14 protein-coding genes are annotated in these 22399 nt (G+C 70.9%); 7 read left to right on the plus strand and 7 right to left on the minus strand.

The annotated features are described in order from the left end of the window. Positions 1–23 precede the first annotated feature (23 nt). A complete protein-coding gene (locus tag MKD51_RS05175; protein ID WP_240238882.1) occupies positions 24–2924 on the minus strand; it encodes a glycosyltransferase in 2901 nt (966 codons plus the stop codon). A 99-nt stretch (positions 2925–3023) separates the two neighbouring features. On the opposite strand from MKD51_RS05175, the gene MKD51_RS05180 reads away from it, so the two are divergent. Next, on the plus strand, positions 3024–4484 hold the full coding sequence (locus MKD51_RS05180; RefSeq protein WP_240238884.1) for a glycosyltransferase family 2 protein: 1461 nt from the start codon (positions 3024–3026) through the stop codon (positions 4482–4484). Positions 4485–4518: 34 nt separating this feature from the next. Then, the gene (locus MKD51_RS05185) at positions 4519–5631 is read left to right on the plus strand and encodes a glycosyltransferase (RefSeq protein WP_240238886.1); all 1113 of its coding nucleotides are present in this window, start codon (positions 4519–4521) and stop codon (positions 5629–5631) included. On the opposite strand, the gene MKD51_RS05190 is transcribed toward MKD51_RS05185, so the two are convergent. The 3 genes from MKD51_RS05190 to MKD51_RS16305 are packed head-to-tail and all read right to left on the minus strand — an operon-like array spanning position 5618 to position 9843. Continuing rightward, complete coding sequence (locus tag MKD51_RS05190) at positions 5618–6856, minus strand: ABC transporter ATP-binding protein (RefSeq protein ID WP_240238888.1); 1239 nt, start codon at positions 6854–6856, stop codon at positions 5618–5620. The genes MKD51_RS05185 and MKD51_RS05190 overlap by 14 nt on opposite strands. Further along, positions 6856–7728 carry an ABC transporter permease gene (locus tag MKD51_RS05195; protein ID WP_240238889.1) on the minus strand — a complete coding sequence of 291 codons (873 nt, stop codon included), beginning with the start codon at positions 7726–7728 and terminating at the stop codon, positions 6856–6858. Before MKD51_RS05195 ends, MKD51_RS05190 begins: the two co-directional genes overlap by 1 nt. Positions 7729–7788: 60 nt before the next feature. Beyond that, a complete protein-coding gene (locus MKD51_RS16305) occupies positions 7789–9843 on the minus strand; it encodes an acyltransferase family protein (RefSeq protein ID WP_346986722.1) in 2055 nt (684 codons plus the stop codon). Between the two features lie 11 nt (positions 9844–9854). Here MKD51_RS16305 and MKD51_RS05205 point away from each other — a divergent pair, with 11 nt between their 5' ends. Further along, positions 9855–12488, plus strand: a complete 2634-nt coding sequence (locus MKD51_RS05205; protein WP_240238893.1) for a glycosyltransferase family 2 protein — start codon at positions 9855–9857, stop codon at positions 12486–12488. On the opposite strand, the gene MKD51_RS05210 is transcribed toward MKD51_RS05205, so the two are convergent. Continuing rightward, complete coding sequence (locus MKD51_RS05210; protein WP_240238895.1) at positions 12446–14203, minus strand: hypothetical protein; 1758 nt, start codon at positions 14201–14203, stop codon at positions 12446–12448. The two genes, MKD51_RS05205 and MKD51_RS05210, sit on opposite strands and share 43 nt — an antisense overlap. 164 nt (positions 14204–14367) lie before the next feature. On the opposite strand from MKD51_RS05210, the gene MKD51_RS05215 reads away from it, so the two are divergent. Beyond that, the gene (locus tag MKD51_RS05215; protein WP_240238897.1) at positions 14368–17127 is read left to right on the plus strand and encodes a hypothetical protein; all 2760 of its coding nucleotides are present in this window, start codon (positions 14368–14370) and stop codon (positions 17125–17127) included. 57 nt (positions 17128–17184) lie between these two features. On the opposite strand, the gene MKD51_RS05220 is transcribed toward MKD51_RS05215, so the two are convergent. Then, positions 17185–18465, minus strand: coding sequence for an O-antigen ligase family protein (locus tag MKD51_RS05220; RefSeq protein ID WP_240238899.1), 1281 nt, complete (start codon positions 18463–18465; stop codon positions 17185–17187). Positions 18466–18577: 112 nt separating this feature from the next. Here MKD51_RS05220 and MKD51_RS05225 point away from each other — a divergent pair, with 112 nt between their 5' ends. After that, complete coding sequence (locus tag MKD51_RS05225) at positions 18578–19333, plus strand: polyprenol monophosphomannose synthase (RefSeq protein WP_240238901.1); 756 nt, start codon at positions 18578–18580, stop codon at positions 19331–19333. Positions 19334–19460: 127 nt separating this feature from the next. Here MKD51_RS05225 and MKD51_RS05230 read toward each other — a convergent pair whose 3' ends face one another. Beyond that, positions 19461–20639: an acyl-CoA dehydrogenase family protein gene (locus MKD51_RS05230; RefSeq protein WP_240238903.1), complete on the minus strand. Its 1179-nt coding sequence runs from the start codon at positions 20637–20639 to the stop codon at positions 19461–19463. Between the two features lie 140 nt (positions 20640–20779). On the opposite strand from MKD51_RS05230, the gene manA reads away from it, so the two are divergent. Together manA and MKD51_RS05240 are read left to right on the plus strand one after the other, a co-directional pair. Then, complete coding sequence (manA, locus tag MKD51_RS05235; RefSeq protein WP_240238905.1) at positions 20780–21895, plus strand: mannose-6-phosphate isomerase, class I; 1116 nt, start codon at positions 20780–20782, stop codon at positions 21893–21895. Between the two features lie 224 nt (positions 21896–22119). Then, entirely contained in the window at positions 22120–22377 is a 258-nt protein-coding gene (locus MKD51_RS05240) for a WhiB family transcriptional regulator (protein WP_177220369.1), read from the plus strand. Positions 22378–22399: the final 22 nt, after the last annotated feature.

A 22399-nucleotide genomic window follows, 5' to 3' on the forward strand; every position in this document is an offset into this window, starting at 1 on the left:
GCGCGTGTGCGGCCCGGTGAGGCTCAGCGCGTCGCGTCGGCACCCCGAGCCGCGATCTCCTCGACCTCGGCGAGCAGCTCGACGAATCCGCGAGCCATCGCGTGCGGCGAACGCTCCTGCGCGTACTCGAGCGCTGCAGAGCGCACGGCCGGGTCCCGGTACCAGTCGTCGCGCAGCAGCGCCGCGATCGATGCCTGGGCGTCCTCCGGGTCGTAGAACCGGATCCAGCTCTGGTCGCCGAAGTCGGCGGTGATCGTGTGCTCGTCAGGGAGCACGACCGGCAGTCCGTAGGTCGCTGCCAGCTGCATCGAGCTCGAGTTCAGGATGCGCCGGTACGGGAACACCGCGACGTCGGCCGCCGAGAACCAGTCGGCGACCTCGTCGTCCTCGATGAAGCGCGGCGCGCTCGTGACGGCGACGTCGGTGGCCTCGAGCTCCTCGATCTGCGCGCGCACGTCGGGCGTCGGGTTTCCGGCCAGCAGCAGCTCCACCGGAGCGCTGGCCTGGAGCTCGACAGCGGCACCGAACAGGTGCTCGAGGCCCTTGTAGGGCCGCATCTGCCCGAAGAAGAGCACCTGCGTGGTGTCGGCGCCCGAGCCGAGCGCGGCACGCGCATCCGACCGAGGGATGCGGGCGCCGTAGATGCCGGCGTAGGACGAGTGGGGCAGCACGCGCAGCTTCTCCGGCGGCAGCCGGTACAGGTCGCCGATCGCCTCCTGGGCGGTCGTGCCCAAGATGTGGATCAGGTGCGACAGGTCGGCGATGCCCTGATGCAGCCGGATCGCAGCCTCTGGGGAGCGCGTGTCGTGCGGCAGCACGTTGTGCACCGTCCACAGGATCGGGCGTCCCGCGGCGCGGGCATGCTCCAGCGCCGCGAGCACCTCGTCGACGAGCGCCTCGACCTCGGCGGCGTCACGGGCCTTCTCGGTGATCGGGCTCGTCCACTGCACGTGCACGATGCCATCGCGGCCGCTGCGCAGCTCTGCCAGGAGCGCGCGCGCATCCTGGGTGCCGTCGAACCGTCGACCCTGCGCACGAGCGCCGATCTGCAGCATCGTGACGTAGGGGTTCGACATCCAGTCGGGGAAGGTGAAGACGCGGCCCTTGGCGGGCAGCTCGGCGGCGGGGGCGGATGGGCCGGAGCCCGCGCGCCGCTCGATCCGCAGCGTCACGGGGGACGTCGACTCGAAGGTCAATCGCACGGCCACCGCGCCGTCGTGGCGCAGCGTGGGCGCCTCGCTCGCCACGAGCGGCACCTCGATCGGGCCGCGCCCGCGCCGCTGACGTCGCAGCGCCACAGCGATGGTCCGATCCGAAGCCATCGACTGCAGCGGGACACGAGCGCTCCACGTGCTGGTGGTGCCGTCCGTCGCGCGCGCCCAGCTGGGCGTGACGTGCTGATGGCGTCCGTCGGCCGACCGCAGCGCCACGGAGAGCTCGTCCTCGTCGGTGAGTCCGGCGGGCAGCTCGAGCTCGCCCCTGAGGACGAGGTGGTCGGCCTCGAAGCGCACCGTGGTGAGCCTGCCGTGCCGCAGCGGCAGTGCGTCGATCGCAGACCACGCAGCGCGCGCGAGCTCGGTCCGAACGCGTCGCAGGGGAGCGCTCGGCAGCGCGACCGCTGCGTACGCCGACCCGGGCACCGCCGCGAGCGCGACCTGGATGCGGTCGAGCAGCTCGACGGCGTCGTCATCGTCGATGAAGCCGTGCGCGATGGGCACCAAGGATCTGCAGACCAGCAGCTCGGCTGCCAGCCGCGCCTCGACGGGCGCATCGAGGTCGAGCAGCGATGCCGCCTCCAGCGCTGCCTCGGCCACCACCCGGCCCGTGCGCGGCGTCGGCGCGACCAGCGGGCTGACCACAACATCGGCCGATCGCGCATCCCATGACCTGCGCGACGACGAGCCCAACCGCGTCAGCGATGCCGCGAGGCCCGACCACCTTCGGCTCGCGCCAGACTCGGCGAAGAATCGCAGCGCGGCGGCACGAACCGGGTCGAGGTCGTCGAGGTCGTCGCCGAGCACCTCCACCATCCTGGCGGCGAGCAGCTCGATCCCTTCGACCAGCGCGCCGTCCTCCACGAGCGGCATGAGCTCGGCTCGCGTCCACCACTGGCCGAGCATGTGCATGCCGACGTAGTGGACGACCGCGGCGCGATCGCCGTGCGCGACCACCTCCTCGAGGCTCGCGGTCGCCTGCCCGAGCCAGTCGCCGAGCGTGTTCGGGCGCAGGTAGTCGGCGCTGATGGTCTGCTCGTGGCGGCGGTGCAGGTAGATCTCGACGGGCACGACCGCGATCTCGCGAGCGGCGAGCTGCAGCCGAAGCATCGGGTGGATGTCCTCGCACTGGACGCCCTCGGGGAATCGCAGTCCGATCCGCTCGAGCAGGTCTCGGCGGAAGAGCTTCGCCCACACGACGTGGTCTTCCAGCAGCGAGGGCATCTGGGACAGCTCGTAGGTCGCCCAGGTGCGCCGGAACTGCTTGCCGCGCATCGTCCAGTAGCGAGAGCGGCGCTTGCGGGTGCCGGGGAAGAAGTCGACGCCGATCGCCGTCGCCATGTCGGCGCGCGACGACTGCAGCGCCGCGACGAGCACCTGCAGGCCGTCAGGCTCGAGGATGTCGTCCGAGTCGCAGAATGCGATGAGCTCGCCTCGTGCGGCGTCGAGACCGAGATTGCGTGCACGACCGATGCCGCCGTTGGGCACCTCGATCACCCGGAACCTCGCGTCACGCTCCGCGTATCGCCGAGCGACGCCCGCAGCATCATCGGGTGAGCCGTCGATGACGAGCACCGCCTCCCACGACTCCCAGGACTGCGCGATGAACGAGTCGAGCAGCTCCGGCAGCACGGCCTCTGTGCCGTACACGGGTACGATGATCGACACCAGTGCCTGGTCGTGCCGCAGTTCGGTCGGCGAGGTTGCCACCATGTGCTCCTGTTCGTCGGGATGCACAGCAAGTCTAGGGAGCCGAGGGTGAGTCCAGCACGCGAAGCCACGCGAGCGACGGGCGCAGCCGCTCCCGCCGTGAGCGTCGTCGTGCCCATGCGGGATGTGGGCGAATGGGTGTCGCAGACCGTCGATTCGCTGCGCGACCAGACGCTCGAGCGCATCGAGATCCTGCTCGTCGACGACGGATCGAGCGACGACACCGTCGCGCGCGCCGAGGCCGCGATCGCCGGGGACCCGCGCTTCCAGATCCTGCAGGGCGAAGGCCGCGGAGCTGCCAGCGCACGCAACCTCGGCATCAGCCACGCTCGTGGCGAGTACCTCGCCTTCGCCGACGGCGACGACGTCGTCCCCGCCGACGCCTATCGCATCCTCTACGAGCAGGCCGCGAGCACGGGCGCAGAGATGGTGGTGGGCAACTACCTGGTCGTGGAGCCTCAGCGCGTCACGACCCGAGCGCAGAGCCTGCCGGTCTACGACCGACTGCGCACCGGCATCACGATCGTGGACGAGCCCAAGTTCCTGCGCGATCGCATCTGCTGGAACCGCGTCATCCGTCGTGCCAGCTGGGTCGCGACGGGCATGGAGTTCGCCGACTCGCGCCGGTCGAACGACATCCAGGCCATGACGCACGCCTACTGCGCCTTCGCCTTCGACGTGGTGCCACAGCCGGTCTACGCCTACCGGCGCCGCGTCGGCTCCACCTCGATGACATCGTCCAAGCAGCAGCCCGGGCCGCTCCGCGACCACTTCACGCAGGAGATCGCCTGCCGCGACGCGGTCGCGCGGCTGAGAGATCGAGCCCTGATCGAGCGCTACTACGCCGGCATCCTCGAGTTCGACATCTGGGCGCACGGCATCGCGGCCGTGCTCGACGACTCGCCGGAGTTCGACGAGGCGCGCAACCTGCTGGTGGAGCTCGTCGCGGCTGCGCCGTCATCGTCGTTCGCGGCGCTCGACCCGATCCGCCGCCTCGCCTACGGTCTCATCGCTCGCCGCTCCTGGGAGCTCGCCAGAGCGGTCGTCGCGGGCCACGAAGGCACCCTCGAGGCGTTCGCGGCCCGGGATCTCGACGCTCAGATCGCGGCCGCGGTGCTCGCCGACCGCGAGGCGCACCGGTCGCTGGCCATCGTCCTCCGATCCGAGCTCATCGTGCCGATGACCGACGTGACGACGCCCGACGACGAGGTCGTGCGCCTGCACCGGCTGCTGCAGTCCGTGGCGCGCGCGGGGGTCTCGCCGGCGGCGCTCACGCGGCACACGCGCACGCTCGTCGATCTGCCCCCTGAGTCGTCGCCGACCACGATCCGGGCGGCCGCCGAGCGCGCGGTCGAGGTGGGGTCGCTCGGCACGAGCGCGCGGAAGCTGCGCGACATCGCCGCAGCCGCTGCACGGGGCGACGTCCGCCGCAGCGTGCGCGCGGCTCGCGACGTCCGGCCCCACGATCTCGTGACGATCGCGCAGCAGACGCGCCCCCGGCACGTGCGGCTCGCCGTGCGGCTCGCCGCGCAGCGACTCGCCGCGAAGGCACGACGATGACGACGAGGCGCTCGGGCCGGGCAGGATCGGCCGCATGAGCGACGCGGTGCCCATGCGCATCGTGATCTTCCCCGCGTGGCAGGACAATCCCTACCTCAACCTGCTGCACCTGGCGACCGGCGCCGACGGCTACTGGCTCGACCGCGTGAAGACGCTCGAGGACATGCTCGAGTCGATCGCCGAGGATCCGGCCAGAACGATCCTGCACATGAACTGGACGTCGCCGATCTGCCAGCACACGCCCGATCCCCAGGAGGCACGCGAACGCGTCGACCTGTTCCTGGGTGCGCTGGAGGATGGCGTGCGGGCCGGGCTCAAGATCATCTGGACGGTGCACAACGCACTGCCCCATGACGCCATCCACCGCGACCTGGAGATCGAGCTGCACCGGGTGCTCGCACGGCTCGCGCACGCGGTGCACATCATCAACCCGAGCACAGCGGAGATCGTGTCGGAGCACTACGAGCTGCCGGCGGACCGCACGCGCTGCATCCGCCTCTCAAGCTATCAGGGTGTGTACGGCTCGCCGATCGAGCGTGCGCGGGCTCGCCGTCGCTTCGGGCTCGCGCCCGATGAGCTCGCCGTGGTGTTCCTCGGTCATCTGCGACCGTACAAGGGTGTGCTCGACCTGCTGCGATCGGCGAGCGCGGCCCAGCGGCTGCGAGGCGGCCGCGTCGTGCTCATGCTCGCTGGCAAGGTGCGACCGGAGGACGTCGCGCCGCTCGACGCTGCGATGCCACTGGACGTGCGGATCATCCGCCACTTCGGCTTCGTCCCGGATGCGGAGACACCGTGGTGGTTCGCCGCCGCCGATCTGGTCGCGCTGCCGTACCGGAAGATCCTGAACTCGAGCAGCATCCTGCTCGCACAGACCTTCGGCGCGCCAGTGCTGGTGCCGGACGAGCAGCACCTCGTCGCGCACTACGGCGACGAGCGATGGGTGCGGCTGTACGACAGGACGCGCCCGGTCGACGCGCTCGCCGAGGCGATCGCAGCGGCACCGGTGAACGACGTCGAGGCGCAGCGTGCAGCGCTCGATGCCGCCCGCACGTGGAGCCCGTATCCGATGTCGCAGGCATTCCTCGAGCTGGTGCGCGATGTCGAGGCAGGGCGGGGCGTGGTGGAGCGCGAGCTCAATCCGGCATGAGCCGCATGGTGCCGGTCGCCACGCTCTCGCCGATCCGCAGCGACTCGAAGCCCGACGGCAGGTAGAGGGTGCCACCGCTGGTGCTGTGGTCGCCGCGGTCGACCGTGAACCTGGCAGCGCCGCGCACGTTGTCGGACGGCACCTCCGCACCCTTGGTGCGCACGTCTGCGATCAGGCTGTAGCCGCCTGCGCGCACGGGCAGCGACGACATGTGGATCTCGACCGAGCCGTGGCCGGGCTCGAGACGCTCGGGGATCCAGTCGCGGTCCTGGCCCGAGATCACGAAGACGTTGACCCGCTGCGAGTCGCGGATCGAGACCGCGAAGTTCGGGCGCTCGACCGCCGTCTCGGCGAAGAACGACAGCCGCACGACGATGGGCCTCGTGGGGTCGACGGACTCGAGGTGGCGACCATCGGGGCTCAGCACCTCGATGTCGGTGAAGCGCACCTCGCCGGACCCGAAGCGCTTGATGCCGCCCTCGAGCTCGAGGATCTCGAGCCCGCTGCCGGTGTAGCGATCGACCACCTGGCTGGCCGGCCCGACCGCCTGCAGCTCGCCGTCCTCGAGCCAGGCGACCTGGTCGCAGAACGTGCGCATGGTGCCCATCGAGTGCGAGACGACGACGACGGTCTTGCCTTCGGACTTCAAGTCGTCGAACTTCGCGAGGCACTTCGCCTGGAAGTCCTTGTCCCCGACCGAGAGCACCTCATCGACCAGCATGAGGTCTGGCTCCGTGTGGATGGCGACCGAGAACCCGAGCCGCACATACATGCCGCTCGAGTAGTTCTTGACGGGATGATCGATGAACCGCTCGACACCGGCGAAGTCGATGATGGCGTCGAGCTTGCGGTCGATCTCGCTGTCGGACATGCCGAGGATGGCGCCGTTGAGGTAGATGTTCTCGCGGCCGGAGAGCTCTGGGTGGAAGCCCGAGCCGACCTCGAGCATCGCGGCCATGCGACCGCGGGTCGTGATCGACCCCGCGTTCGGCTTGAGGATGCCCGCGATGCACTTCAGCAGCGTCGACTTGCCAGAGCCGTTGAGCCCGAGCAGCCCGAAGGTCTCGCCCTTCGGCACATCGAGCGAGACGTCGCGCAGCGCCCAGAACTCCTCGTACTTCGCGCGCCCGCCCTTGAGCACGGTGGCCTTGATGGACTGGTTCCGGTCGTGATAGACGCGGAAGGTCTTCGAGACGTCTCGCACCTCGACGGCGTTCTCGCTCATCAGAGCTCCTCCACGATCCTGGCCTGGTAGCGGGTGTAGACGAACAGCCCGACGATCAGCGTGCCGGCCGACCACAGCGTCAGCGACAGCAGCAGCTGCCACTCGGGGAAGGCGAAGTCGTACAGCACCCTGCGGTATGCCGTCAGGAACTGGTAGACCGGGTTCGCCTCGAACAGCTGCAGCAGCGGCACAGGCCCGCCCAGGAAGGTGTAGCCGCCCGCGTTCAGCGTCTCGACCTGCACCGTCTCGATCGTGCTGCGGGGGATCATGATGCCGGATGCGTAGAAGAAGACCTGGGTGAGGATGCCCCAGAAGTGCTCGATGTCGCGGAAGTAGACGATGCCGATCGCCAGCACCAGGCCGATGCCGTAGACGAACACGGTCGTGAGCGCGATGAGCGGCACGAGCATCCAGATGCGCAGGATGATCTCCCAGCCGCCGATGATGCCGCAGATGACCGCGACCACGGCGATCTCCGTCAGGTAGGTGATCGCGCGCGCGAGCACCTTGGATGCGGGGAGCGTCCAGCGCGGGAGCGACACCTTCTTCAGCAGGCCCTGGTAGCCCAGGAACGACTGCATGGCCTCGCGGATGCCGATGTTGATGAAGCCCCACGTGACGATGCCGATGCCGAGCCAGAGGGCGAAGATGTTGATGCCGGAGTTGATGCCGGGATCGGGCTGCGCTCGGAACAGCAGCCCGAAGACGATGCCGTAGATGGTGATCTGGGCCAGCGGGTTGATGAGCGACCAGGCACGGCCGAGTGCGGTGCGCTTGTACTCCGAGCGAACTTCACGGAGCGTCAGGTTCTTGAGCAGGTTCAGCGTGATCCTGCGGGACCGCGATCGTGCAGGTTCAGCGGTCGCCGACATGCTCCTCCACTCGCCCGGCCCGAACCGGGCAATTTGACAGCCTTGACGATACCACCGGGCTCACAGCCCGGCCGCGTTCCGGATGCGCTCCACGAGCTCCGGACCGAAGGACGTCATGTAGGTGCCGGTGGTGTGGCTGACGGCGTCGCGGTAGACGATCACGCCGCCGATGACACCCGGGCAGCCATCCGCCGTGCAGAACCGGTCGACGACCTCGACGAGACCGGCTCGCGGCTCGAGCGCGGCCGCTTCGACGAGCGGGTCGACGGGCTCCGATGCCTCGGCGAGCGGCGTGACGCACTCGGCCGGGTCGCCGCTCACGCGCTGGATGCAGGTGAGCGTCTCCTCCGAGACCGTCGGCACGTCGGCGACCGCGACCACCGCCGTGCCGGCATCGATCGCTCTCGTCCATGACGAGGCGAAGCCCTCCGCCGCGTTGCCGCCCGCAGCCCAGCGGGCCGAGCCGGTGATGATCAGGTCGTAGTCACCGCTCGTGAGTCGCTCGTCGATCCCGGTCATGACCTCGGCGCAGTCGCTCGCCCCGCCGGTGTCGCGCCACTGGCAGCCGTAGCCGAGGTAGGTGTCGAGCTGCCAGTTCTGCTCCTCGAGCTGTGGCAGGAGCCCGGGCATGAGCATCGCCGCGTGGCTGTCGCCGACGATGGCGACGCGCGTCGCATCGGCCTCCTCGCTGCCGTAGGTGCAGGTCTGCAGCTCGCCGCCCTGCACGGTCCAGCAGTCGTATGCGCCGGCGGTGTCCTCCGCCATCACATCCACGGCCGGTGCGATCTCGCCGGTGAGGTCGTCGGGCGAGCAGTCGTTGGCGAAGTATGCGGCGCCGAAGCAGTCGACGTCTGCGACCTCCTCGGGCGCGACGGCCTCCGCCGGTCGCGTCAGCTCGTTCGTGACGGCGATGCCGCCCCCCAGCACGACGGCCGCGGCCGCCACCCAGCCCACCACGACGCGCGGCCGCCAGCGCCAGCGGTCGGTGAGCCACGCCGACTTGCGAGCGGGGTCCTCGACCCAGCGGAACGACGCCCACGACAGCAGCAGCGTGGTCAGCAGCGCGGCCCCGTAGAGCGCGATGGAGTCCGTCGGCAGCAGCGCCTGGCCGAAGATGATGACCGGGAAGTGCCACAGGTACAGCGAGTAGGAGATGTCGCCGAGGAACTGCGATGCGCGGTTCGTGAGCACGACGTTGACCCGCTCGTAGACCCTGCCGCCCTCGACGCCCGCCCAGATGACGAGCGCGGTCGACAGCACGGGCAGCAGGCCGCTCGGGGCGGGGAAGCCCGGCATCGGGAGCACGACGAAGCAGCTGAGCACGATGCCCGCGGTGCCCGCCAGTCCCGCCCACGGCGCCAGTCGCGCAGGGATGCGCACCTTCGTCGTCTGCACCACGATCGCGACGATCGCGCCGACTCCGAGCTCCCAGGCGCGCGAGAGGGTCGAGAAGTAGGCGATGTCAGGCGCGGTCGCCGTCTCGTGCATCGCCCAGGCGAACGAGGCGACCGAGATGAGCGCTGCCGAGCCGAACAGCACCCGGCGACGTCCCTTCGACTCGCCGGCGATGCGCGCGGCCAGCCACAGCACGATGACCATGATGATCGGCCAGACGATGTAGAACTGCTCCTCGACCGACAGCGACCAGTAGTGCTGCACCGGCGACGGAGCCTGGCCGGCGGCGAAGTAGTCGGTGCCGACGGCCGCCAGCCGCCAGTTGACGGTGAACAGCGCGGCGAAGGCCGAGTCGATCGCCGCGGAGATCGCGCGCGGCTGCGGCAGCAGGAAGGCTGCGGCGGCCACCGTCACCGCGAGCACCAGCAGCGCAGCCGGCATCAGGCGCTTGATGCGGCGCCGATAGAAGTCGAGGAACGAGATGCGGCCGTTGCGCTCGTGCTCACGGATCAGCAGACCGGTGATCAGGAAGCCCGAGATCACGAAGAAGACGTCGACGCCGACGAAGCCGCCGATCGGCCAGCCGGCGAGATGGTTGGCGATGACGGCGACGACCGCGATCATCCGCAGTCCCTGGATGTCCCTGCGCTGGACGCGGGTGGCGGTGGTACCGGAGATGATGGCCTCTTGGTCGATGTCGGTGGGGAGCCCGATCCCTATACTCGGTGATCATGACCGATGCCGATGGCGAGTCGCTCCAGGGAGCGAACAGCGGATCGATCGTCGGCGTCGAGATCCTCACGGGTGTGCGCATCGATGGTACCGGTCGCGCACAGACCGCCATCGCGCGCCTGGCTGCCGCGCTGCGCGCCGCGATCGTCGAGGCGCTCGTCCCCCCGGGTGCAGGGAATGCGCTGTCGCACACGCGAGGCCGTCTGCTGGTCGGCGCCGGCGCGCTCCCCGAGGCCGAGCCGGGCGACATCGTCTGGGGCGGCGGTCTGGGCGGAGCGCTCGAGCAGCGACTCGTCGCGACTGCCGGCGTCGAGCATCGCGGGGCGGCGGGCCCGCTCGCCGCACGGGCGATCCGGGAGGCGAGCGGCGATGACGGCATCGAGTCCACCGGCGACCCGCTGCTGATGCTGGGGGCGCTCTTCCCCGAGCTCCGCACGGCGCCGGAGGTGCGCTCCGGCGTCGGTGTGCTCGCCGACGTCGACCCCGCCGCGCTCGCCGCGCTGGAAGGCGTGCGGGCGATCGTGCTCGATCCCGACCCCTTCCGCGCCGTCGCGCAGCTCGCGGCCTGCGAGTCGCTCATCGTCGCCGACGCGGAGTCGCTCGCGATCGCCGACGCGCTCGGGATCCCTGTGCGGCTCGTGCGAGACCCGGCCACCCTGCGCGCGCACATCGACGACCACGCGCTCGCGACCGGCCGCCAGCGGCCCGACCTCGCCGCATCCGTCGCCGAGGCGCTCGAGGGCGAGCCCCTGCCAGCCCCTCGGATCGAGATCGAGGCGCTGCGCACCGCCTTCCCGGCAGAGCTGTGGCGCGCGCCCGCGGTCTCGGTCGTGGTGCCGACCTCGAACGTCGCCACCTGGATCGACGAGTGTCTGCACTCGCTGCTCACGCAAGAGCTCGACGACCTCGAAGTGATCGTCGTCGACGACCGATCCTCCGACGGCACCGTCGAGCGCGCACGCGCCGTCGCCAGACGGGATCGGCGGGTGCGGGTGATCGCGGGCGCCGTCACCGGCGGCGGCAGCGCCCGCAACCTGGGCGTCGAGCTCGCCCGCGGCACCTATCTCGCCTTCGCCGACGGCGACGACCTCGTGCCCGCCGGCGCCTACCGTGCGCTCATGGACGCGGGGGAGCGCAGCGGCAGCGACCTCGTGCTCGGCCGCTTCCTCAAGTTCTCGGCCTCGAGCACCTGGGATCCGACGCGAGCCTGGGCGGTCTTCCGCGAGGAGCGCTCGGGGGTCGACCTCGTCAGCCAGCCGTCGATCATCCGCGGTCGCGCCTGCTGGAACAAGCTCTACCGCGCCGAGTTCTTCCGCGGCGCCCAGATCACCTTCCCGGATGTGCCGCGCTCCAACGACATCGTGCCCGTCGTCACGGCATATGTGCGCGCGAAGACGATCGATGTGGTGCGCGACCGCGTCTACCTCTACCGCGACCGCCCCGGCGGCACTTCGATGACGGCGAAGGCGGGCCAGCTTCGTGGGCTGCGCAGCTATCTGACGCAGGAGTGCCTGTGCCTCGAGCTCGTCAGGGAGACGGGCGACGCCGCGCTGCTGGCCGAGTACACGCGCATGATCGTGCAGTCGGATGGCTGGGTGCTCATCACGCGCGTGCTCGAGACGCTCATCGAGTCGTCGGCCGAGGATGAGGCCGCGATCGCCGACCGCATGCGCGTGCTGCTGGCCGGCCTCTCGCCGCACGCGATCGCGTCCATGCCGCTCGAGCGCGCCATCGTCTTCGCGCTGATCGCCGCCGGTGACCTGCGCGGCGCCGCCGCGGCACTGGGAGAGCAGACGCTGCTCGACGCCGCTCGCGCGATCGGCGGCCTTGACCGGCTGGTGGAAGCCTCAGACGCGCTCGCGACCGGCTCGGCCGACACCGCGCTCCACAACGCGCTCGCGCTCGCCTCCGCCCGCGTCGCGCTCGCCGCGGTCGACAACGGCGAGCGCGACGCCGCCAGCGCCGCCGCTGCCGTCGCCCGCATCGCAGGGCGCGCACCGGCGGACGGGCCGTCGCAGGATCCGCGCATCGGCGTGATCGTCGCTGCGAGCCTGTCAGGCAAGCACCCGGTGCTCGAGCATCTGAGCGCGCTCGGCAGCGGCAGCATCGTCGTGCAGCTCGCGCGCCGCACGGCCGGCGGCCTCCGCATCGAGGGCGCTGCGCCGCTGCGGGCGGTCGGCGCTCGGCTGCGGGTGATGGCGGAGCCCGACGCGGGCGGTGCCGCGCAGTCGCTGGCAGAGATCGCCATCGAACGCTCGGGCGATGGCGCCGCGTGGTCGTTCGTCGTCGAGCCCGGCGGCCTGCCGGACGGTGTCTGGCGGCTGCTGGTGAGGTTGGCGGATGCCGAGGGCCCCGAAGCAGAGTTCGTCTCGCGCCTGCGGTGGTCGGCCGAGGCCTTCGCGGAGCCATCGTCGAAGGCCGACCGCGTCACTGTGCACGGCCGCGTCGGCGAGCGCTACGAGGTCAAGCTGCACGCCTTCGCGACCACCCGCCGCCGCGTTGCGCGCGCGGTCGCCCGTCGGTTCGATCCGCGCCTGCAGCGCGTCGTGGCGAGTGCGATCGGCGGCGCGAAGCGCGTCGTCCGCGGCGCTCAGCCGAGCAACGCCAACGAGGCGAAGCGCGCAGGGGACTGACCCGCGAACATCAGCGGCAGCGCGCGCTCCTCGGCCCGCCAGCTCGCGTTCTCGAGCACCTCGAGGTAGCGCTCGCGAACCGGCGATGCCTGCAGCCGGTCGATGCCGCGCCTGCCGAGCGCCTCGACGGCCTCGAACGTGAAGTCGCCTGGCGCCTCGGCAGCGGCGAGTCGCCGCGCGAGCGAGCTCGGGCCGAGCGGCACGGATGCGGGTGAGCCGTGCACGGCGAACGCGCTGCCGACGACGTCGACGGGGCCGCCGAGCGTGCTGAGGCGCTGCTCCACGAGCGCGGCGTCGACGCCCACGTCGCGCTCGTAGGCATGCGCTGCGGCCTCCGGGTGCAGGAGCGCGGCGAGGTCGGCGACCATGAGCGGATGCCCGACGTGTCGTCGCTCCGGGCCGGGGATCTGCGGGTCGTCGCTCCAGGGGGTGCGGCCCAGTCGCACGAGGTCTGCGCGCTGGAGCGGGTTCGCCGTCAGTGGGGAGAGGCCGACGTATCCGGCACCGCAGTGCACGCCGGCGCGGTGCGCGAGGTAGTGGCTCTCTGTGGCGTCGTCCTGCGATGGCTGCACGCCGATCGCTGCGAGGCCGCGGTCAGTCTGCTCGAGGAAGGCGAGCTCGAGCTGCAGCGGCAGGTCGAGATCCTGGCGCAGCTGCCACCAGCTGCGCCATCCGAAGTTGCCCTTGTAGGTCTCCGCGCCGATGCCGCTGATGCCGAAGACGCCATCGACCTGCGCGTCGGCGTCGATGCCGAAGCCGTCGTAGGTGCCGGCGAGCGTCGCCAGCCACAGCTCCAGCTGCCCCGCGTAGTCGACGTCGATGGGACGCATCGTCTGCAGCTCGAGTCCGAACCGGCGCGCGAGCGACGCGGCGACCTTCGCATCCTCGCGATGCGTCTCGGCTTGATCCTGCACGACGAGCTGCGGCAGCTCGGACCGCCCGAGCGCGAGGGCGGCGGCGAGCACGACCCGTGAGTCTTGACCGCCTGAGATGCGCAGTCGCGGCGTCGTGGCGTCGAGCGACAGGATCGCGCCGATCTCTCCGGCGATGCCCTCGGCCGCGGCGCGGACGGTGGATCGGTAGTCGCCGGCGCGCTGCTGCAGCACCGCGGTGACCGGTCGGCCGACCGTGGTGGCGCCGTGCGCATCCAGCCTGACGGAGCAGCCGTTCGGCACGAACGCGATCTGTTGGAGCGAGGTGCCAGCTCCGAACGCGGTCTGGGCGATGCCCGAGAGTGCGGTGCGCGCGAGCAGCTCCCGCTCGTCGGGAGTCGACGGCTCGCCGAGCGCGTCGCGCAGCCGACGCAGCACGAGCATCGAGTCGCAGGCGGCAGACCACCCCGCGCCATCGGTGCGCAGCATCGTCTGGTTGCCCCAGAGGTCACGGCTGACATCGACCGCTCCCTCGTGCCAGCGCACCATCGCGAAAGTGCCGCCGAGCGACCACGGGTCGTCGCGCAGCGCCGCAGGGGCGTCGAGCCAGCCGTCTGCACCGATCGCGATCGTGGCGCGCTCCGTGTCGACCGCGAAGCCGCGGAAGAGCACCGACTGCTCGCGGCGGAGCGAGCGCTCCACCCCTGCGCTGACGAGGAAGAGGCGGGCGCCTGCGCCGAGCTCGACGACGGCGACGTCGGTCGCGTCTGCCTGCTGGCCGAGCCACGCCTCGACTGCCGCTGCCCGGTTGCTGTCGGCTCGCACGGCGAGGAGATTGGACATCCCTGACCTCCTCATCCCGGTGCGTGATGCTGCCTCCAACATAGTCGGCCGCCGCAGCCAGCTGTCGGGCCCGCGACGCGCGGAGCAGATTAACCTTCGACGAAGCATCGAAGGTTCGCTACCCTCTCCTTGTCCCCCTTGTCACGACACATTGGATGCCGTCCATGCGCCTCCTCCGCCGCAGCCTCGCCGTCGCACTCGCGCTCGCGCTGGCCGCAGGGTTCCTCGTCGCCACGCCAGACGAGCCTGCAGAGGCCGCAGAGGCGTCGGCGTTCAACGCCGGGAACATCATCAGCGATGAGAACTTCTTCGACGGTCGGGCCATGTCGGCGACCGAGGTGCAGTCCTTCCTCAATCAGCAGGTGCCGCGGTGCGACACCGGCTACACCTGCCTGAAGGACTACCGGCAGAACGCGCCGGCGATGCCGGCGAACGCCTACTGCGCCTCGATGCCCGCGCGGGCGAACGACACCGCCGCCTCGATCATCACGCGCGTCTCGGTCGCCTGCGACATCAGCCCCCGCGTGCTGCTCGTGCTGCTGCAGAAGGAGCAGAGCCTCGTCTCGCTCACGCGTCCGACCCAGATCCGCTACGACCGCGCGACCGGCTTCGCCTGCCCCGACACGGCCCCGTGCGACTCGAGCTACGGCAGCTTCTTCTACCAGATCTACTACGCCGCAAGGCAGTTCCAGCGCTACGCGGAGCATCCCACCAGCTACAACCACCGCGCCGGTCAGACCAACCGCGTGCTCTGGCACCCCAATGCGGCGTGCGGCTCGAGCAGCGTCATGATCCAGAACCAGGCCACCGCGGGCCTCTACAACTACACGCCGTACCAGCCGAACGCCGCGGCGCTCGGCAACCTCTACGGCACGGGCGACTCCTGCTCCTCGTACGGCAACCGCAACTTCTGGCGCATGTGGACCGACTGGTTCGGCAACCCGACCAGCGAGGTCAACCGGCTGATCGTGCGCGAGCAGGGCTCCTCGACGACCTATCTCGTCAACGGCACCTGGATCCATCCGTTCACCAGCACTACGGTGCTGAACGAGTACGGCCGAGCCCTGGGCGCGACGCAGATCGTCGCGAGCGGCTCGCTCCGTCAGTTCACCATCGGTCAAGCGGTCACCCGCTGGCTGCGCGACGGCAGCGGCGGCAACTACTTCGTCGACGACGGCAACCGGTACCGCTTCGCCGACTGCAACCAGGTGGGCGAGTGGGGCCGCTCCTGCGGCTACGGCATCGGGGTGACTGCCGAGGTGATGGCCGCGCTGCGCGACGGCGGCCAGCTGCGCAACATCGTCGGCTGGCAGGGTGAGTGGTGGTACGTGCAGGACGGCCGCCGCCACCCGATCGGCGACACCGCCAACATCGGTGCGCGCAACATGTCCTACGCGAACAGCTGGATGTCTCCGGGCGCGCTCGACGAGCTCGGCGTCGGCATCCCGTTCCTGGCAGAGGGCTACGGTGCCCGCAACTACGGTGGCACGCAGGCGGTCATGCGCACCGGCGGCGGGCTGGTGTGGCTCGACCAGAAGCAGATGCAGCTCTCGGCCTTCGCTGACTTCGGCCGCGTCTCCTGGCTCGCCTTCAGCCCCGCCAGAGCGGCCGCGACCGACCTGCCGAACCGCATCCACTACGGCACAGCGGCCTACCTGCTCACCGATCGCGGGCTGCTGCAGGTGCAGACCGCGGAGTTCGGCGGCCCGAGCTTCTTCACCAAGGTGCCGAGCCCGCGCCTGCGCGGGATCCCGATCGCCGGCCGCGCCTTCGGCCCGCACTACCAGGCAGAGCTGGGCTCCTCGACGGTGTGGCTGATGCGCGACGGCATGCGCCAGCCGGTGCCGCAGGCCGATCGGGCTGCAGCAGGCACCTCGGTGCCGTCGACGATCCATCGCGGCGTCGCCGGCTACCTCAACTGGGTGCCGGAGCGATCGAGCTTCGCGGCTGGCACGCTGCTGCGCGACTCCTCGAACGGCGAGCTGCTGCTCACCTCGGCGTCGACCACGCTGCGCGTGACGGATGCACGGGTGCTCACGCAGCTCGGGCTCGACGACTCGCCGACCTCGATCTCGCGCTCGGTGCGCAACGGCCTGCCGCGCGTCGGGGTCACGATCGACGCCGACTACGGCGTGCGCTGCGGCGTCGACGGGGTCGCCTTCTGGGGCGGTCTGCACCCGTACCGCAACGCCACGGCGCGCGCGGAGTGGGCGCTGACCCACGAGCAGCTGCCTGCGGATGTCTGCGCGCAGGTCACGCGCGCCGGTGCGGTGGATCGCGTGGCGGTCGACAGCGACGGCAGCCTCTGGCTGATCGACAACGGCACGCGCAGGGCGATCGACACCCAGCGCACGGCGTCGTACCACGGCCTGGGCTCCGTGCCGCAGGTGCGCGTGAGCGGCTATGCGCTCCATGCCCGCCCCGTGGGCACGCCGATGCGCCCGTACTACTTCTCGGGCACCATCGTGACGTCGACGACGAACGGTCAGCAGTACCTGGTGGACAACCACCGCCTGCTGCGGATCAACGCGACGATCGTGCGCGAGCTCGAGTCGCCGCTGTCCGTGCGAGTCTCGGACGCCGTCATCCGCACCTTCCCCTCCGGTGGAGCGCTGACGACGACGCTGCTCGAGCACAACGGCATCCGCTACGCGCTGATCGACGGTGAGCTGGTGCGCTTCCCGTGGCAGGACGCCGTGCAGTTCGGCACCGGCAACTTCACGACGATCTCGGGCACGCTGTTCAACAAGCTGACGGTCTCCGGCTGGATGTCGCGGTGGGTCAGGGACGCCGACGGTCGTGTCTGGTACGTCACCAACGGCACGCGCAACCTCGTGGACACGGCAGCAGAGCGCGCCGCCGCACAGGGCCAGCGCATCCTCACGGTCGACGCCACGGTGCTGAACCAGCTGACCATCCGCTGACGCTGCCGCTGCGCGAAGAGGCCCGGGTGCATCCCGGGCCTCTTCGCGCTTGGCAGGTCAGCCGACGATCGTCATGGCCTCCGTGCGCGGTGCCCGCGGCGCGATCTGCTTGCGCAGCGGCCCGATCGCGAAGATGACCAGCAGCATCATGCCGAACTCGATCCAGGGGCGGGACTCCGCGAGCCCCTGCACGAACAGCGCGACCCACAGCAGCAGCGGGATGGCGTTGAGCGCGCGCTGGCCGACCGGGGCGCGATAGAGCGTGCCGAGGCTGTTCGCCACCGCGCGGTACTGCACCGCGCCCCACACCAGCACGCCCACGATGCCCAGCTGCATGAAGACATCGAGCCAGACGTTGTGGGCCTGCAGGTAGACCATGCCGTGCATCTCGCCGAGCGAGTCGAAGGGCGGCACCCATGGCAGCCAGTAACCGAGATAGCCGACGCCCACCACGGGGCTGGTGAGGCCGAGGTCGATGACCCGACCCCAGATGTCGAAGCGGCCGGTCATGTCTGCATCGCGGCCGAGGAAGTCGGTCACGAGCGCCCAGTTCGCGACCAGCAGCCCGATGCAGAGGAGGCCGACGGCGACCGCGATGCCGAAGATCCGATAGAAGATCGCGCCGCGCCAGCGCACCCAGCAGACCACCAGCAGCGTCAGCACGGCGACCATCGCGGTCGCGAAGAGCACCGTGGCGCTGCGTGTGACGACGTGGGCGAGCACCGGCAGCGCGACCCAGATGGGCCACCAGCGGTCAAGGCCGGCAGCGGCGCGGCAGCCGGCGATCACGAGCGCGATGAGCGCCACCATGCCCAGCAGGTTCGCGTTGCCCATGATGCCCTGCACCCTGCCGCCCTCGAACAGCAGCCCGCTCGACCAGTGCAGCTCGCCGCTGGCGTCCGGCGGGTAGTCGGACCAGAGCGGGAAGAGCGGATGCCGCAGCACGAGGGCCACGAGGGACTCGAACAGGAAGGATGCGATGAGCAGGCCCTGCAGGGTCCAGTGCGTGACGTCGAGGATCACCCGGTAGGGCAGCGACGCGATGAGCAGCGCGCTGGCGATGGTGCCGATCAGGATGAAGGAGCCGACGAGCGACCAGGCCGGCGAGATCGCCCAGATGGCCGAGACGAGCGCCATCGCGGCGAAGGCGACCACCGGCACCGGCATCCGCAGCAGCCGCACGCGCAGCAGCACCAGCTCGATCCCGACCCACAGGAAGGTGGCGACCGCCATGGCTGCCCATGCGGGGTAGCCGATGACATTGCGCACGGCGTCGCCGCAGGCGGCGTTGGCGACGATCCACGTCGCGAGGAACGTCCTCCTGCTCTGCCCTGGCACCGCACCATCGTGCCACGCCGCGGCCGTGAGCGAACCGGTCGCTCGCCCAGCGGCATCGCCGCGACGGTGTGCGAGGATTGCTCGCCCTCACCGTTCATCGAACCGGAGCCACATGCGCGTCGTCGTCCTCGTGCCGACCTACAACGAGCTCGAGGCGCTGCCGGTGACGATGGACCACCTGCTGCAGGCGGCACCGGAGGTCGAGGTGCTCGTCGTCGACGACAGCAGTCCAGACGGCACGGGCGAGCTCGCCGACCGCATGGCTGCGGCCGATCCGCGCGTCGACGTGCTGCACCGCAGCGCGAAGGAAGGACTCGGCGCCGCATACCTCCACGGCATGCGCGTCGCGCTGGAGCGGGGGGCGGATGTCGTGGTCGAGTTCGACGCCGATGGCTCGCACCCCGCAGAGGCCGTGCCGCGCATGCTCGCTGCGCTGCGCAGGGCGGACGGCAGCGGCGCCGACCTCGTGATCGGCTCGCGCTGGGTGCCGGGCGGCGGCATCGTCGACTGGCCGTGGCACCGGCAGGCGATCTCGCGGCTCGGCAACCTCTACGCCAGGGTGCTGCTCGGCTCGCCGGTGCAGGACATGACGGCCGGCTGCCGCGCCTACACGGCCGAGCTGCTGCGACGCATCCCGCTCGACCAGGTGCGCAGCCAGGGCTACTGCTTCCAGATCGACATGACGCGCAGGGCGCACGAGGTCGGCGCGACGGTCGCTGAGGTGCCGATCCTGTTCCGTGAGCGGGAGCTCGGCAGCTCGAAGATGACGCCCGGCATCGTGCGCGAGGCGCTCACGAGCGTGACCGGCTGGGCGGTCGGAAGGGCGCTGCGCGCCACACGGGACCTGACCCGCCGGTCCGTCCTGTAGATCGAGGAGCGCGCGTGCGGAGCACGCCCGCGTCACGAGATCGACAGGCGCGCACGGCTCGCCGACCCTCCGGTTTCGTGACGGCTGCGGGCTGCGCCCGCGGCCTCCTCAACCTACGGGGCTGCCCTCAGACGAACGCCGACTGCCCGGTGATCGCACGGCCGACGATGAGCGAGTTCATCTGCGCGGTGCCCTCGTAGGTGTAGAGCGCCTCCGCGTCGGCGAAGAAGCGCGCCACGTCATAGTCGGTGACGATGCCGTTGCCGCCGCACACCTCGCGGCACCACGACACGACCTCGCGCATCCGCGTCGTCGCGTAGGCCTTCGCGAGCGCCGAGTGGGCATCCTCCTGCCGACCCTCGTCGAGCATCCGGGACACCTGCACGCACAGCGCGATCGAGGCGGTGATGTGCCCGAGCGACTTCGCGAGCAGGTCCTGCACGAGCTGGTGCCCGGCGATTGGCGTGCCGAACTGCACGCGCTCGGTCGTGTAGCGCACGGCGGCCTCGTAGGCGCCGACCATCACGCCGACGGCGCTCCAGGCGACCTCCGCGCGCGTCAGGCGCAGCACGCGCGCCGTGTCGCGGAAGCTGGTGGCGCCCTGCAGTCGCAACGACTCCGGCACGCGCACGCCCTCGAGCACGATGTCGGCGTTCTGCACCATGCGGAGCGAGATCTTGCGCTCGATCTTGGTGGCTGTGAAGCCCTCGGTGTCGGTCGGCACGATGAAGCCCTTGACCTGGCCGTCCGCGGCATCCTTCGCCCAGATGACGACGATGTCGGCGTGCGTGGCGTTGCCGATCCAGCGCTTCGCGCCGTCGATGACCCACTCGTCCCCCTCGCGCCGGGCGGTGGTGCGCAGGCCCTGCGCGGAGTCCGAGCCCGAGAGCGGCTCGGTGAGACCGAAGCCGCCGACCACCGAGCAGTCGGCGAGCTTCGGCAGCCACTCTGCGCGCTGCTCGTCGCTGCCTCCGACGCCGATGGAGCCGGCGACGAGGCCGTTCTGCACGCCCACGAAGGTCGAGACGGATGCGTCGATGCGGCTCATCTCGAGCGCCACCCAGCCGCGGTAGACGGCGGAGTTCTCGAACCGGGCGGTCTCTGCCCAGCCCGGCCCGACGACGCCGAGGGCGGCGATGCCCGGGATGAGGTCCATCGGGAACGCGTCGCGGTGCCAGTGGTCGTCGATGACGGGTCGCACCTGCTCCTCCATGAACGTGCGGATCTCGGCCAGCGATGCCTGCTCGGCCTCGGTGAGATCGGCGGCGAAGCCGTAGAAGTCGCTCGTGAGCGGCGTGAACGTCATTGCTCCTCGGTTCCTGTCGATGGGCGGCCGAAGCCGCGGTGCTCGCGGCCGACGGCCGTCGACGTCAGGCTACGTCGCAGGCGCGTCTGCCGACGCTCGGTTGGTACGCTCGTGCCAATCTGCCCGAAGGAGACCGCCGCGTGTTTGTGCCGATCGCCAACGAGCCGAGGGACTACGCGTGGGGCAGCGACCGGCTGCTCGCCGACTACCTCGGACGAACCCCCTCCGGAGGGCCGGAGGCGGAGCTCTGGCTCGGCGCGCATCCCGGATGCCCCTCGACGGTCACCACCGGCGCGCACGCGGGCCTCGACCTGGGCGCTGCGATCGACGCCGAGGACGGCCGGCCGCCAGCCATGCTGCTGAAGGTGCTGGCCGCGGCGGAGCCGCTCTCGCTGCAGGCGCACCCGGATGCGGCGCGTGCCAGAGAGGGCTTCGAGCGTGAGGATGCCGCGGGCATCCCGCGCGACGCCCCGCACCGCAACTACCGGGACCCGTTCCCGAAGCCGGAGCTGATCGTCGCGGTGACGCCCTTCGAGGCGCTCAGCGGGTTCCGGCCGGCCGAGCAGGCCGCCGAGGTGCTCGACGCGCTCGCCGCCGTCGACGCGCGCGTCGTGCCGGCAGCGGAGCGCGTGCGCGCGGGCGCGGCCCTCGAGTGGCTGCTCGGCGGAGACGCGGCGGTGGCCCCCGCGGTGGCCGGCGCCGTCGCCGCAGCAGCGGCGCTCGCCGATCGGCTGCCCGTCGAGGCCGACACCGTCGCCCGGCTGCATGCCGCGCACCCCGGTGACCCCGGCATCCTCGTCGGCCTGCTGCTCAACCGCGTCTCGCTCAAGCCGGGCGAGGCGCTCTCGCTGCCTGCCGGCAACCTGCACGCCTATCTCGAGGGCCTCGGCATCGAGCTCATGGGGGCGAGCGACAACGTGCTGCGCGGTGGGCTGACGCCCAAGCACGTGGACGTGCCGGAGCTGCTGGCGGTCGTCGACGCGACGCCGCTGATCGAGCCGCGGCTGCCCGCGCAGGAGCTCGACGGCGCGCTCGCCTACCGCCCGGCTGCGCCGTTCGAGCTGCGCCGCGTCGAGGGCGTCCACGCGGTCGGGGCGGGCAGGGCGCTGCTGCTCGCGGTCTCGCCCGCGACCATCGACGTGGACGGCGAGCGCCACGTGCTCTCTGCAGCGGAGGCGGCCTGGATCGACACCGCAGCACCCTTCACCGTCGACTCGGCGGAGGCCTGGCTGGCGCTCGAGCGCGACACGCCGTAGCGGCGGCCTCCGCGCCGGGAGCCCGCGACACTCCTAGAATCCCCGACTTGACGCGGGGCGAACTACACCGGTGTAATTGGTCCAACGCGAGCCCGGCCGGGGTCTCGCAGGAATCGGGGGAAGCCATGCGAGAGGGAGTGCAGCGCAGCACGACGGCAGCGCGAGGCATCGACGATGGCGGGCTGCATCGCGGCGTGCCCGGCGACTGGTTCGTCGATCCGGTCATGCTCGGGGTCCCGGGCGTCCGCAACGAGGCGGACGACCACCCACTGGGCTGGCAGGCAGACGCACTGTGCGCCGAGACCGACCCAGAGGCATTCTTCCCCGAGAAGGGCGGCTCGACGCGCGACGCGAAGCGCATCTGCGACACCTGCGAGGTGCGGCAGCAGTGCCTCGAGTACGCGCTCGAGAACGACGAGCGCTTCGGCATCTGGGGCGGCCTGTCCGAGCGCGAGCGGCGCAAGCTGCGCAAGCTCGCCTGAGCGGCGGCAGCCCGGTGAGGGT

The sequence above is a fragment of the Agrococcus sp. ARC_14 genome, from assembly GCF_022436485.1.
Classification (GTDB): domain Bacteria; phylum Actinomycetota; class Actinomycetes; order Actinomycetales; family Microbacteriaceae; genus Agrococcus.

Bases quoted from the DNA above. Each gene is read 5' to 3' on its own strand.
- MKD51_RS05190 (WP_240238888.1), bottom strand. From the start codon at position 6,856: ATGAGCGAGAACGCCGTCGAGGTGCGAGACGTCTCGAAGACCTTCCGC.
- MKD51_RS05215 (WP_240238897.1), top strand. From the start codon at position 14,368: ATGCGCCTCCTCCGCCGCAGCCTCGCCGTCGCACTCGCGCTCGCGCTG.
- MKD51_RS05210 (WP_240238895.1), bottom strand. From the start codon at position 14,203: ATGTCCAATCTCCTCGCCGTGCGAGCCGACAGCAACCGGGCAGCGGCA.
- MKD51_RS05230 (WP_240238903.1), bottom strand. From the start codon at position 20,639: ATGACGTTCACGCCGCTCACGAGCGACTTCTACGGCTTCGCCGCCGAT.
- MKD51_RS05240 (WP_177220369.1), top strand. From the start codon at position 22,120: ATGCTCGGGGTCCCGGGCGTCCGCAACGAGGCGGACGACCACCCACTG.
- MKD51_RS05185 (WP_240238886.1), top strand. From the start codon at position 4,519: ATGAGCGACGCGGTGCCCATGCGCATCGTGATCTTCCCCGCGTGGCAG.
- MKD51_RS05225 (WP_240238901.1), top strand. From the start codon at position 18,578: ATGCGCGTCGTCGTCCTCGTGCCGACCTACAACGAGCTCGAGGCGCTG.
- MKD51_RS05195 (WP_240238889.1), bottom strand. From the start codon at position 7,728: ATGTCGGCGACCGCTGAACCTGCACGATCGCGGTCCCGCAGGATCACG.
- MKD51_RS05205 (WP_240238893.1), top strand. From the start codon at position 9,855: ATGACCGATGCCGATGGCGAGTCGCTCCAGGGAGCGAACAGCGGATCG.